This window comes from Heyndrickxia sp. FSL W8-0496, from assembly GCF_038007825.1.
GTDB classification, from domain to species: domain Bacteria; phylum Bacillota; class Bacilli; order Bacillales; family Bacillaceae_C; genus Heyndrickxia; species Heyndrickxia oleronia.
This window is the reverse complement of record NZ_JBBOXX010000001.1, coordinates 3,030,077-3,043,083: the sequence shown is the minus strand read 5'-3', so window position 1 is coordinate 3,043,083 and position 13,007 is coordinate 3,030,077. Positions and strand designations below refer to the sequence as shown.

The following is a 13,007-nucleotide window of genomic DNA, read 5'->3' as shown; positions in this document are numbered from 1 at the left end:
GATAACCTTGTTGGGGTTTATAAGTGGAATTTATTTATCAATATTATATCATAAGTATACTGCCTCGCATATGACTGTATATGAAGGACTAACAATTATGATAAGCTTTTCATCATTAGTCGTTTCAGTTTTCGTTTTAGTTAATTCTATCATTATGATAAAAAAGAAATAACCTACCCTACACCGACCAAAGTATTCAAAGGATAGGTTTTTCTTTTATTTCAATACTAGGTCACTGCTCTTCTTAAAATAATTATAAGATAATTTGGAAAAAATGTAAAGTAACGGTTACCTGAGTAGTATGAATATAAAAATGAAAAAGCAAACTAATAAAATATGGTAGGTTTTTAATAACTTTATGTTTGGCTTTTATTAACAGATAGTTAAAAAACGAGGTGATTGTATTTGTCTTCAATAAGGAAAGAAATAAATAAAATTATTGATGATTTGCCTGAAGAACATTTATTAGAATTAAAACAATTGATTCAAAAATTTATTTTTGTAAAAGATGATAAAACTTTAAATCAAGAAGCACTTGATTTTCTTTTTGAAAATTACGATAAAACATTGCGTAATTTAAAGGATATGTGAAATATCTCAACTTTATAATCCTCATTTTACCTTTAAAATCAAAAGTTATCTTGTTTGCAGACTTATATCAAGTTACACCCATGTCTATTCATAGGCACTGCTAGGCAAATTAGTGAGGAGCTTATAATGCTCTTATGCAATGACGCATTTAAACAGTTGTACGATATAATTAAGTGGTATAAACTACATGTTTATATCCTTTTTTTTATGGAAAATGTTATAGTTAATTTACATATATTTCTTGGTTGTGGTATTAGAGTGTTCGTTAACTGGAAATTTAATTTGCGTAACTTTATTAAAAACATAAGAAGAACATATTTTATAAATTTTTGTTCCAATCGGATTACAGCAAAAGGCATCTATATAAAGCCATCGTTATAGCCATCTTTAAAACAATTATATCGAATAGATAGGAAGGCTAATAAATAATAGTAACATGTAGTGAAATATGTATATATGTTTTTTGAAAGGTGAATTGTATGCGAGATTTTAATATTGAAACCGTTAATAGAGATGCAAGTGATAAATATAAAGGATTTAGATATCAAAAATTTCGAGTTGCAATAAAAATGTTGCAATTAATAAAATTAAATAGCAAAAACAATATAATTGCACTTCCAGAGTCTAGAGAAGATGGACATTTTATTGATGACGAAGGTCACGAACATCTTGAACAAGATAAATTATATGAGAAGGGTTTTTCATTCAATTCCTCTGAAATTCTAAAAACTATGATTAATTTTTTGGACAATTATATTGAACTAAAAAAAGACCCGTATATAAATTTTATTTTTTTTACTAATACTAGCTATGTTAGTGAAAATCAAACAAGGAAACTAACTAAACTAGGACTAAATGTATTAGAAAAGCCTATTCTTGAGTACTTGGTGGAAAAGAGTTTTAATGACGATGTTGTAAATTTTATTTCTAAATATTTAATTCATACATATCAAGAAACATATAGTATTGAAGAAGATAAACCAGAAACTTATCACATAAATTATTTAACAATAAAAAAAATGGCAAATGATGAATGGGTTGAGTTTTTAGAGAAAATATCATTTAAATTTGATGAAAGTGACTTAGAAACCTTATCTCAAGAGCTAGATAAAGAAATTAAAGAATGTCAGTTTTTCTCCACTGAACATTTTGGGAAAGAGAATCTAATTAAAAGAAATTTATTAGATGTTATAGATGAACGTATGACGCAAAAACATGTGACGCAAAAAATCATTAATGTAGATTCAGTCAGAATTATTTATAAAGAAACAGAAAGTATGAATAGTGAATTAGAGATAGATGAAATCTATCCATATTGGGATGATGTTGAAAATGAATTAGAAGGAGAAGTATTTAGGAATTTAAAAGAAAAAATTCTTACAGTATGTCCAGAATTTAAAGATAAAACAATAAAAAGATATACTAGAGATGCTGCAACAGTAAAGGATGAAATTAAGCGATTTGATAAGAGGCAGATTAATTCTCTAAAATATCGAGTTTATGAAAGTATGGGGAAATTTTTCGATGAAGAATTTAAATACATTGAAAGTTTCACATATGAACATTTGAATGGAGTTATTAGAAAATTAAGAGAATATGTAGTCGCAGACCTTAAGCAATTGAAGAAAGATTATAATTATGGAGTAAAAAATGATATTACAGTTCAAAAAGTAGCAATGTCATTAATAGATGAATGTTTTTATTCGTTTGATGAGGTGTAAAAATGAACGATAATTTTAAGGAAAAGAGACTTTTATATAATAATAGCGAAGATTTATATTTTCTAGCTTATAATTTAATTCTAATTTTATCTGTGTTAGATTGTAAAACTGATAAAAGCAGCTTTAAAGATTATAGAAAGCTAATCTTTTTAATCCCAATTATATCTAATGAGAAAAATACACAGCTTTTATTAAACTATTACAAAAATGATATAAAGCCAAATGCACATATTATTAAAGAGTTAAACCGAATATATTATGATGCGATAGAAACAATAACTCTAATTAGATACTTATTATTAATTTTAGAAAAAAGAAATATCATTAAAATTGATGTTGAAGACAATAAAGTTAATATCTATTTGTTGGAAAATGAAACTATTAATATGTTTATTCAAGATACCAAATTTGAAAAAGAAAATAGACGAATCATTAACATTAAAGGAAAGGTCAGGTCTTTGAAAAGATTAAATTATATGACTTTCGTAGATAACTTTTTTAAAGCAAATGGGGTAGCGATATGGGAGCAATAGTAATTAATTCTTTAAAATATAAAGGAGATACATATTTTTATAGTAATGAAAAATTTACTAAAGGTTTAAATTTGTTGGTGGGGGATAATGGGAATGGAAAATCTACTTTTACCTACCTAATTGTTTATTGCTTAGGTATTGATGTAGAATTTTTTAAAGAGAGTAGTAAAGAGCCTATAAATGAAATTTTGCAAGATTCCAATAAAATTATTGAGTTAAGTATAAGTATTAATAGTGAAAATTTTATATTAAAAAGACAAATCGGCGAAAACATTATTAGTGTTTATGATTTTAAAACAGAAGAATATACAACATATAGTGTGTATAGAAAAGGCTTTATTTATCAAAAAGAAGATATGACATTTTCTGATTGGATAATGAATAAATTAGGTATTGAATTTGTGGAGATAGAACAAAATAATACGACTCATCGCTTAAACATTGATGACCTATTTAGATATATTTATTATGACCAATTAACTGAAAATAAAAAGATAATTAGTGAATTTGGAATACAACCTTCTGATTATTTTAAGAACAGTAATATTATGAAAAGAAGTATTTTTGAAGTATTAATGTCAGGTTATAATGACGAGTATTATAAAAAGTACTCTGAATTAAAAAAGTTAACTAAAGAATTACAAATAGAGAAACAAAAATTAAAATCTATTGAAATAATTCAACATGAAATACTTAAACAATTAAGAAAACATGATATTGAAAATATAAATGAAGAATTGATAGCTACGAAAACTGAATTAAAAAGATTAAATAATATAAGAGAAGATATTAAAAAGGAGAGGCATTTTGGTGAAGAAGTAGTTTCAAGAATTCAAGAAGTCCAAAAGAATATTGTTATTGAAACACATAAATTAAAAAATTATGAGTACCAGCTAAACCAAATTTCTGAAGGTTTATCAAAATCATTAAGAGTTAAAGATGATTTAACAAGTGAAATTGAACATATAGACAAAGTTTTATTTACCGCACAGTATATAGATTTAATTAATAACGAAGAATGTCCATTTTGTTTAGAAAAAGTTGATTTAGATGAAAATAAATGTATTTGTGGTTCCAATAATCATTTAGATTTTTCCAGATTTATATATTCTGATAAGGAATATATCCAGTTGTTAAAGTCAAAGGTAAAATCTTTAAAAACAATCATTGAAGTCATTGAAGGATATAGAAAAGATTATGCTCAATTAAATGAAATTATCGAAAATACAAAAAAACAAATAGAAACATTAGTTAATGAAGTTAAAGCAATTACAGGTGATATAGAAGTAAACTCAAATGTTTCTGCTATTGAAGAAATTACTGATAAAATAATCCCTTTAAAAGAAACTGCTTCTGAATTAGCGATATTAAAAGAGAAGGCAAAAGATATAAATAATTCTAAAAATATAATTAGTGGGTTAGAGGATAAAATTCAAAAGACTAGAGAGCGTTTAAATCAATTAGAAGAAGAAAAAGATAATATGTTCCAAAATAATATAGAACAGTTTGAAAAAATATATAGTGAATATCTAAGAGATTTTTTTGATGCTAGTGAAAACGAATATATAGTTAAATTAGACAGAAATTATTATCCGTTTATTGGTCATTATAAAGAGCAAAGTTTTAATGTACCAAGAAGACTATTCTTTTATTTATCTTTACTTAAACTATCATTAAATCCAGATTATCAAATCGCTTTCCCAAAATTTTTAATAATAGATACTTTAAAGGCTGAAGGAATTGAAATTCCGCATTTAAAAAAATTATTCACTTATATTGAGGAATTTAAAGATACAGATTGTCAAATACTAATTACAAGTGGATATGATGAATACGAAGAAGAGATGCAAAACGAGTTTTTAATTGATTATTTATCTTCAGAAGACAAACTTCTAAAAAGAAAAAGCATACGGTGTTAAAAAAAAATATACAGATATGTAGTTGGAAGTAATAATACTATTCTAAGAGGTATTCTTCTTGGTAGTTGTTAAACCATGAAAAATTCGCTTTGTTAGAAGTGATAATTACTAATTCATTTTTTACCCAAAAATAGGGTGAAGGTTTAACCAAAATCTTTTAAACTGGTTAAACTTTCCTTGACATACTGTACTAAAATATGGTTAACTTTTCTCAAAGAAAATGTGACCGAAAATTTGGTGATAAATTGCTGAAAATGAGTGATTAAGGCTTCCTTTAAATAGCTTAGCTCGTAAATATATGATGAACTATTTAAAGAAAAATCCACCAATCAATGAACAAATGCTTAAAATGATGATGACACAAATGGGCATGAAACCATCGCAAAAGAAAATCAATCAGATGATGAATGCTATGAATAAACAGCAAATGAAGTAGGACCTAAAACCCCTGGATACATAGGGTAACAGTGACATCATAAATTTTATATTGATGGTTATTGAAATCAATATTATGAATTAGTGAATTTTTCTCCATAATTATTAAGGTATAAATGGTTTAACTTTCACATTTGTAAAGAGACCACTCTTTTCGGTTAGAAACTTAACTAGAAAGGAGCGGTCTTTTTATGTTACTTAAAGAGGTAATGAAGGGATATAATTATTATTGTTTAGCAGAAGGTGTAAATAATAAATTGGAAAATAAAACCTTTTGAGACAATATAATAGATTACTCCAAGCATTGTTAGATACTTTTAGAATACAAGCTTAACAATTATAAAAACAGATGTTTAACTTATCAGAGGTATTTAATAGATTTCATTAATTAATGTAAAACCAGGAATGAAAAATACATAAGAGAAGGTATAAAGCAAAGGATCGAGTGTCTCAAAAGAAACATCAATTATCTATATTTCTAACTTGGCACATTTAACTGTTGAAATTATAATATTAAGAAAAGGAAAAATAATTGAACGTGGGACACATAAAAAATTAATATAAATAGATAGTTATTATTCTAAAATTTATAGATCACTTAAAGGAAAAGCCTTATTTATAACATAAAACTCTATTACGAATTGTGTTAAAGTGAGTATAACAAAAGAATGAAAGTAGTGTGATCAATGATTAAGAAATCTATCCTATACATTTTATTTTTATTAACCATATTTGCAATAATAGGATGTAGTAATTTTAAAGGAGATATGGATTGGGAATTATCTGAATTTCACATGAAAGACCAGAATAATAAAGATTTTCAATTAAAGGATATAAAAGGAGATATATGGCTAGTAGACTTCATTTTTACCAGTTGTGCTACATTTTGTCCTCAGATGACTGCAAATATGGCACAAATTCAAGAAATGGTGAAGGAAGAGAATTTAAAAGTAAACTTCGCTTCGTTTAGTGTTGATCCAGAAGTGGACTCCCCTGAGATTTTAAATTCTTATGTACAGAAGTTTACAGAGAATACTGATAATTGGTATTTGTTAAGTGGATACTCACAGGATTATATAAAAGACTTTGCTTTGAAGAATTTCAAAACTATTGCAAATAAACCGGAAAATGGACAGGTAATACATAGTAATCAGTTTTATTTAATTAACAAAAAAGGAGTTGTAGTTAAAAGTTATGATGGAAATAACAATGTACCCTTTGACAATATTGTTAAAGATATAAAAGCATTGTCACGACAATAAGAATAAACAAAATGATTCCAATAGGGTTAAATTTTAAAAGAATTCTTGCTAAAAACATGTTGAAATTCAAAATTAAGATAGAAGAGTCGGAAATAAATTTGAAAGAACTTATGTGATTTTTATTGATTTTATACTGCTAGGCATAGTCATTCCTTTTCCGGGATTATCTAGAAAAAATGTTATCGATACAAACAAAGCAATGGATATTTGTTACAATGGCAGCGGTAATTACTTTAGCTTATTATCCTCTTAAATTTAAGATAATTATTTATTACTTTATTTTGGAATGAGTGTAATTGAATGTACTCTTTTTTTATGAACTTTTTTGAATTCATGACCGTTTATTTGTATATGTTTGCAAATAAAAAAGGAGTTAAAGTACTCCTTTAGTTTTATTAAAAAGATTGATCTATTTTTTGTTCTTTTGATTTGCTACAATACTTATTATATTTATTAAAGCATACTGCATTAAAAGCTCAATAGCAATAAAGTACAAATGAAAAGAATAGCGATATATCATGTAAAGATAAATTGCACTTAAAGGAACACTCAGTAGAATACTTCCCCATTTATTCTTAGAAAAGAAATAAATAGATAGTGAAACTACCATACCAAATACAAGAGATTCTAATAGAACAAAAATTGTTAGATTCCCATAAAAAACTTCAGAAAAATAATGCATTAAAATCTCACCCCCACCCCTCATATTAGATAATATCACAATAATAACAAAAGTAAAAAAATACTAAAATTAATAAACAAGCGGAAGTTTAGTGAGACAATATTAGATATTAAGCATGATCACGACGAAGGCAATAATTTTATTATCCATGTATAAGAAGTTGTCGTTGATAATCCAAACACCATGGAGGGTCATACTGCTACATGGGTTTGGTATGGTTTAAATAAGAATAGAAGAATAATATATAATCATTCAATTTCAAAGATTGGACTAACATCAATGAACTTGATAAAAAAATAGATAATTAAAAAAATCAGATAAAATTTCTTATTATTTGGGTGTCCATTGGAATTTAAATATAACCCATCTTTAGAAATTCTTTTTAAGCTCTCAAAAACTAGAGAATAATAAAAGAATTAATAATTTTAGTAGAATTAGCAAAGATAATATGGTTATTAAGAACATAACAAATAAAAATTGAGAACTAACTATATAAAAAATGGAGCTTTCATAGCTCCACTTTTGTTTATCTAATTTTTTATTTACTAAACATCGTTCCCAAAGTAGTTTCGAAGCTAATTTCGCTTTCTCCTGTTCAGGAATAATAGAAAAATTGCCTTTAAACTATTAGGCTTATTTATTCCTTTTTGTGTGATTAATCGATCAAGGTATAGGTATTTAGGACAATGGCAACAGTTATTCATTTAGGGAGTGTATTTGATAAGTAACCCCATAAAGTATATAAATCTAGAATTGGGGATAAATATAGTTTCTCTCCATGAAAATAAAACTCAGTTACATCCATTTCTTCTTTAGTATAGAAGTTGTAAAAGTCACGTTTTATTTAATAGGCACAATACTGCTTACTAGTCCTCGATATGAGTGATACTTTTTTCAAACGCACCAGTCTAAAACCCTATATTATTCATCTGGCACTGAACTGTTAATAATTTAACTTTTATCCTCGATTATGTATTTCACTGTAATGCGACTATGGCTATATCAATAATTGGTTAAAAAAAAATCCCTTCTTTTACTTCTTAATGAATGAACTGGAGTCAGCCTCACTGCTTTAGACGTAGCGGTGCAAGGAAGAGAGTTACCAACACTTCTCCTTTTAATTCAATCGTTTTTTTTTGAATCCTAATAATCACGAACAAGATGGACATAATAACATGACTAAAATATATTCGGTGTTAGGGGAATTCAATCGTGAATCAATTGTTTAAATTAAGCTCCTCTTGGTTTCCAATTTGGTTAATTTCTTTATTAATGCTAGTCATGGTCTTTGTATATCTGCCAATATTTAAAGGTGCAAAACAAAACATGTCTGATGTACCTCTAATTATTGTAAATGAAGATAAAGGAAAAATTGGTGATGCTATACTATTAAATCTTATCGAAAAACAAAATGGTAACTCTTTTAAATGGAAGGTAGACGAAAATAGGGAAGATGCATTCAACGATATAAGAAATAACAAAGCTTATGGAGCATTAATTATCCCTTCAGATTATTCTAAAAATCTTGGTGAAGTTCATGATACCCTTCTTTCTGGTCTTACGAATGGTCAACCAGCTGATTTAGAAGTTTTATTAAATGAAGGGATTGGACAAACTGCCACTATGATTGCAAGTAACACCCTTCAAACTGTTGCTTTATCTACCTCAAAAGAAATTAGCAGCCAATTTAAAGAAGAACTGCTGCAAAAAGGAATGAGCTTAGCGCCGGAGAATGCTTCACTATTGGACAATCCAGTGAAGATTGTTTCAACAAATGTACTGGGGCTGCCGGTTAATCTTAATAAAGGAATGACACCATTTGTTATGGCTCTTATATCCTCCATTACTGGGATGTTAGGAGCAAATATGATTCATGGATATCTTTTGCGCAGTAATAGTACTTTGAAAAAAAGAGGATCGGCATTAAGTGAATCTGAAGTCCTTACTTCAGAAATAATTTTTGGGTTCATATTAACATTCTGTGTGTCAATATTTATTCAACTAGGGGTATTTGGAATCTTTGGAAGTGCACATGCTTCAAGCATTTGGGCGATATTCCTCTTTACTTTTTTTAGTTGTACAACCATGTTTCTGTTATTTAAAACGATAGCGGTATTTTTAGGTGGATGGGGAATGTTAGTAATGTTCCCGGTGAATTTTATGGGGATATTCTCGAGTGGTGGAGCATTTCCATTATCAACGCTACCAATTGTCCATCGACTATTCAGTAATATTTTACCTACACGATATATTGTAGACGGTATTAGGGCTTTGCTTTATTATGACGGAAGATTAGAAGCAGGCCTTGGTCAAGCCCTAGGTGCACTTTCCATCTATTTTGTTTTGACATTAGCGATTCTTATTACATTCATTGCTAATATTAAGAAATATAAAGAAGTTAAACCAGTTGAAAGTGGAAAGAAAATTGGAGTAGAGGTAGAGAATGAAATTCCTCATAAATCACATAATCATGAGAATAGGGAGATTTACCATACTGGAGAGAAAGATGAACAGTTTCGTCAAGCATTAAGCCATCTAGCAAAAGGCAAACAAAAGGAGAAGCAGGAAATGGACGACGATGAGTTCCGTAATGCATTAAAATCATTACATAAAAAGAAATAAAAAGAAAATCACGCTTCCTACAATATTAAAACTCTTTAAAGTAATGGAGAGATAGTAAATGAAGGTGTTTATTGTATACGATAGTGAAGGCGGACATACGGAAGCTTTAGCGAGAGCGATTGGTCATGGGGCAGAACAGACTGGAAAAGCTACTGTGTACGTCAAACATGTTGATGAAGCCGATGTCCATGACCTGCCGGAAATGGATGCAATTATTTGGGGATGCCCCGGCCATTTCGGCAGTATTAGTTCTGGTTTAAAAAAGTGGATGGACAAACTTGGTTATCTATGGGCACGCGGTAAACTAGTGGATAAAGTGGGTGCTGTTTTTTGTACAATAGCCACAACACATGGGGGACTAGAAGCGACCTTGCTAAATCTTATTACTCCCATGCTTCATCAAGGGATGATTATTGTAGGTTTGCCAGGTAATATACCAGAAAATGCTCTTTACGGTTCTTATTATGGTGTGGGAATATCGTGCCCCATTGAAAGCTCCGTACTATTAAATGAGCAAGATCAAGCACTGGGAAGAGCATTAGGTGAACGGGTTGTTCAAGTAACGGCTCACCTTCAAAACGAAAACAGAAAATAGATGATATGTTCTCAATCCATAAAAATTTCCATTAAATCGGGATAGGGGTAATTACCATATCCCGTTTTTATTTGATGCTAACAATAACTTACAGTTCGTATATAGTTATGAACTAAGCCAGCATTCTAGTAGCCTGTCTATGTTAAAATGGAGATTTTTGAAATTCGAATAACTAAAAAGAAAAGCTTTGTGAAAAAATAAAATAAGAAATCATTTTGAAAAATTCAAAACGATTTCACTTCTGTAGATTATAAATAAATAATTGTTACTCCGGAAAGTACCATTCAGTAAAACTTTGAGATTCTTTTTCTAAATAAATAAATTTATACTTTTTAGCTTTAGGTATTTTAAATAACAGTTCACTACTTTTTGATTCCGATACTTTAAGTGGACCTTTGATCGATTCAACATTATTAATATCTATTTGTTCTTCCATTCGATCATTAAAAAGTTTCATTGTCACTTCTGGTGAAATGAACAATTCTTTACTCCCTCTATTCTCTACTTTTATTAATACTCTTATTTTTAAAAGCCCATTGTTGGTTTCTTGTTCATTTGATGGTACTACACGAATTTTATTAACTCTTACTACAAGATCTCCGTAGCCTTTAACCGCTTCACCTACTTTTAAACTTGTTTGAGTCCAGCCGTCAAGTGCCGGAGGAAAATCATAAATATCTGTATCTTTGGTTTCTGCTAATGTCGATTCCTTATTTTTATTTGGTAAAGTTTCTTTTGTAGATTCACTTATATCTTTCATGCTATTTGTAAGGAGTATACCTACGAAGCTAATAAATAGCATCATAAAAGCAATAGTAAAGAAACGTGGAAACAATGTTTTTGAACGATACTGATTTTTAGAATAACGCTGTTTCTTAATCCCTTCACGAATATCTTCTTTTTGCTTATCAGTAAAATGTTCTCCGGATAAGATCGTGTTATCCAAAGCAACTTTCAAATTTTTAAACTCATCCTGGCTACTTCGCATAAATTTCCACTCCTTTATCTACTAGTTTTCTTAACTTTTCCCTACCTCTTTTCAAACGGACCTTTATTGTGGAATTCTTCGTTTTGAGTAGATCACTGATCTCATTTATAGTTAGTGATTCATAATAAAATAATATAATTACTTCCCGATATTTTATTGGTAATGAAAGTACACATTCTGATAAATAATATTCCTCTTCATTCTGAATAACAGCATCTTCAGGTGATTCTGTATAAGTATGTTGATGGGGATAAAGTTTATTTACTATTATTGTTTTTTTGTAACTTGTACTTCTTAATATGTCTCTACAAACATTAGTTAAAATAGAATATATCCACGTCTTAACAGACGAATGTCCTCGAAAATCCTTTTGTTTGAGGTAACATTTAATGAATGTTTCTTGTACGACGTCCTCAGCTAATTTCCAATCCTTTAAATACAAATAAGCAACACGAATTAACTTTTCACCGTAATCCATCATTATGTTTTCTAACCATTGATCTGTATTTTGGATTCCATCCAAACGATCATTATTATCATTAGTCATTATTGTTATTTCTCCCCTTTAGATAGCGACTACTGAATTGACGTATTTACTAACGGAAAGGTTACAAAAATTTGGTAATGATAATTTGGAAATTAAAAGCTATTATGTAAAACGTCTTTAAACTAGAAATTTTGTGATAATGTTTTGATAAGAAATGTTTCTATTCTAAAGATTGGAAAAACGTTAATATATTTTAATAGATGTAGTTAAGGAGGGAGTTTTTTGGAACAAAATATTTTCATACCACCAAAACATATAGTTTCCGCAGCAACCATTGTGCTTAATGAAGAAAAGGAAATACTATTAATCAAGGGACCTTGGAGAGGTTGGGAAATGCCAGGTGGGCAAGTGGAAGAAGGAGAGTCTCTGAAAGATGCTGCAATTAGGGAAACCAAAGAAGAAACAGGTATTGATATAGAGGTTATCAAATTTTGCGGGATATTTCAAAATGTGAACAAATCAATTTGTAATACACTGTCCCTTATGTAAATGTTCATGCAGTTGCCTATTCCAAACATTACGCTCAGCTTGATGTACTAACTCACGAACCGTCCCACATTAATTTAGTGGTGGATGCAGTAATACGTGATATTGAAATAGTTGCTGATAAGATCGGCATGGAAAATGTAATAATGGAAAACGTTATCTGTCGAGGCAAGGGTGATAATATGATGAAATCAGTGATTGATCCTATTGTTTTCTCGGAAATTGTTAGACGAACTGGATGTGGATTCTTATTAGATACTGCTCACGCTCAAATGACATCAATATGCCTTGGTTTAAATGTAAAAGAGTATATTTCACAACTTCCAGTATCTAGTCTTAAAGAACTTCATATTACGGGTATTCAAAAAGATGAAAACGGGCGTTTACGTGATAGTATGCCAATGACTAAAGATGATTGGGAACTAGCTTCTTGGGTATTAAGAAAAATAGAGAACGCAGAATTTTCAAAGCCGTGGGTTGTAGCGATGGAATACGGTGGAGTTGGACCTGCATTTGAGTGGCGTTCAGAAGAAAATGTATTAGCTGAACAAGTACCCGAGTTTTATAAAATGGTAAAGCTTAATCAACATTAGATGATGCTTACTTAACTTACACAAAAGGCAGCA

11 protein-coding genes and 2 pseudogenes are annotated in these 13,007 nt (G+C 29.0%); 11 read left to right on the top strand and 2 right to left on the bottom strand.

Features of this window, described 5'->3' with window-relative positions:
- Positions 1-70: 70 nt before the first annotated feature.
- From NST63_RS27790 to NST63_RS15320, 9 genes and pseudogenes are all read left to right on the top strand, one after another.
- Positions 71-172 (top strand): putative holin-like toxin, encoded by a 102-nt coding sequence (locus NST63_RS27790; protein WP_436580157.1) that lies wholly within the window; start codon positions 71-73, stop codon positions 170-172.
- Positions 173-405: 233 nt separating this feature from the next.
- The gene (locus NST63_RS15355; protein WP_341042841.1) at positions 406-591 is read left to right on the top strand and encodes a hypothetical protein; all 186 of its coding nucleotides are present in this window, start codon (positions 406-408) and stop codon (positions 589-591) included.
- Between the two features lie 479 nt (positions 592-1,070).
- Positions 1,071-2,312: a hypothetical protein gene (locus tag NST63_RS15350; RefSeq protein WP_341042840.1), complete on the top strand. Its 1,242-nt coding sequence runs from the start codon at positions 1,071-1,073 to the stop codon at positions 2,310-2,312.
- Positions 2,313-2,314: 2 nt separating this feature from the next.
- Positions 2,315-2,845 (top strand): hypothetical protein, encoded by a 531-nt coding sequence (locus NST63_RS15345; protein WP_341042839.1) that lies wholly within the window; start codon positions 2,315-2,317, stop codon positions 2,843-2,845.
- Entirely contained in the window at positions 2,833-4,764 is a 1,932-nt protein-coding gene (locus NST63_RS15340) for a hypothetical protein (RefSeq protein ID WP_341042838.1), read from the top strand. The genes NST63_RS15345 and NST63_RS15340 overlap by 13 nt, the downstream gene beginning before the upstream one ends.
- A gap of 283 nt (positions 4,765-5,047) precedes the next feature.
- Positions 5,048-5,200 (top strand): annotated as a pseudogene (locus NST63_RS15335) (YneF family protein); the annotation flags it as partial.
- Positions 5,201-5,885: 685 nt separating this feature from the next.
- Positions 5,886-6,461: an SCO family protein gene (locus NST63_RS15330; RefSeq protein ID WP_341042836.1), complete on the top strand. Its 576-nt coding sequence runs from the start codon at positions 5,886-5,888 to the stop codon at positions 6,459-6,461.
- Between the two features lie 1,894 nt (positions 6,462-8,355).
- Complete coding sequence (locus NST63_RS15325; RefSeq protein WP_341042835.1) at positions 8,356-9,765, top strand: ABC transporter permease; 1,410 nt, start codon at positions 8,356-8,358, stop codon at positions 9,763-9,765.
- Positions 9,766-9,823: 58 nt separating this feature from the next.
- Positions 9,824-10,360, top strand: coding sequence for an NAD(P)H-dependent oxidoreductase (locus NST63_RS15320; RefSeq protein WP_212941693.1), 537 nt, complete (start codon positions 9,824-9,826; stop codon positions 10,358-10,360).
- 265 nt (positions 10,361-10,625) lie between these two features.
- Here NST63_RS15320 and NST63_RS15315 read toward each other — a convergent pair whose 3' ends face one another.
- Together NST63_RS15315 and NST63_RS15310 are read right to left on the bottom strand one after the other, a co-directional pair.
- Positions 10,626-11,348, bottom strand: coding sequence for a DUF4352 domain-containing protein (locus NST63_RS15315; RefSeq protein ID WP_341042834.1), 723 nt, complete (start codon positions 11,346-11,348; stop codon positions 10,626-10,628).
- On the bottom strand, positions 11,338-11,895 hold the full coding sequence (locus NST63_RS15310) for a sigma-70 family RNA polymerase sigma factor (RefSeq protein WP_341042833.1): 558 nt from the start codon (positions 11,893-11,895) through the stop codon (positions 11,338-11,340). Before NST63_RS15310 ends, NST63_RS15315 begins: the two co-directional genes overlap by 11 nt.
- Before the next feature lie 240 nt (positions 11,896-12,135).
- Between NST63_RS15310 and NST63_RS15305 the strand changes: the two are divergent.
- Positions 12,136-12,378: pseudogene (locus tag NST63_RS15305) on the top strand (NUDIX hydrolase); the annotation flags it as partial.
- A gap of 83 nt (positions 12,379-12,461) precedes the next feature.
- On the top strand, positions 12,462-12,974 hold the full coding sequence (locus tag NST63_RS15300) for a multinuclear nonheme iron-dependent oxidase (RefSeq protein WP_341042832.1): 513 nt from the start codon (positions 12,462-12,464) through the stop codon (positions 12,972-12,974).
- Positions 12,975-13,007 lie beyond the last annotated feature (33 nt).

Excerpts from the sequence above, each read along its gene's own strand:
- NST63_RS27790 (WP_436580157.1), top strand. The coding sequence starts at position 71 with ATGACTGTATATGAAGGACTAACAATTATGATAAGCTTTTCATCATTA.
- NST63_RS15350 (WP_341042840.1), top strand. The coding sequence starts at position 1,071 with ATGCGAGATTTTAATATTGAAACCGTTAATAGAGATGCAAGTGATAAA.
- NST63_RS15345 (WP_341042839.1), top strand. The coding sequence starts at position 2,315 with ATGAACGATAATTTTAAGGAAAAGAGACTTTTATATAATAATAGCGAA.
- NST63_RS15340 (WP_341042838.1), top strand. The coding sequence starts at position 2,833 with ATGGGAGCAATAGTAATTAATTCTTTAAAATATAAAGGAGATACATAT.
- NST63_RS15330 (WP_341042836.1), top strand. The coding sequence starts at position 5,886 with ATGATTAAGAAATCTATCCTATACATTTTATTTTTATTAACCATATTT.
- NST63_RS15320 (WP_212941693.1), top strand. The coding sequence starts at position 9,824 with ATGAAGGTGTTTATTGTATACGATAGTGAAGGCGGACATACGGAAGCT.
- NST63_RS15315 (WP_341042834.1), bottom strand. The coding sequence starts at position 11,348 with ATGCGAAGTAGCCAGGATGAGTTTAAAAATTTGAAAGTTGCTTTGGAT.
- NST63_RS15310 (WP_341042833.1), bottom strand. The coding sequence starts at position 11,895 with ATGACTAATGATAATAATGATCGTTTGGATGGAATCCAAAATACAGAT.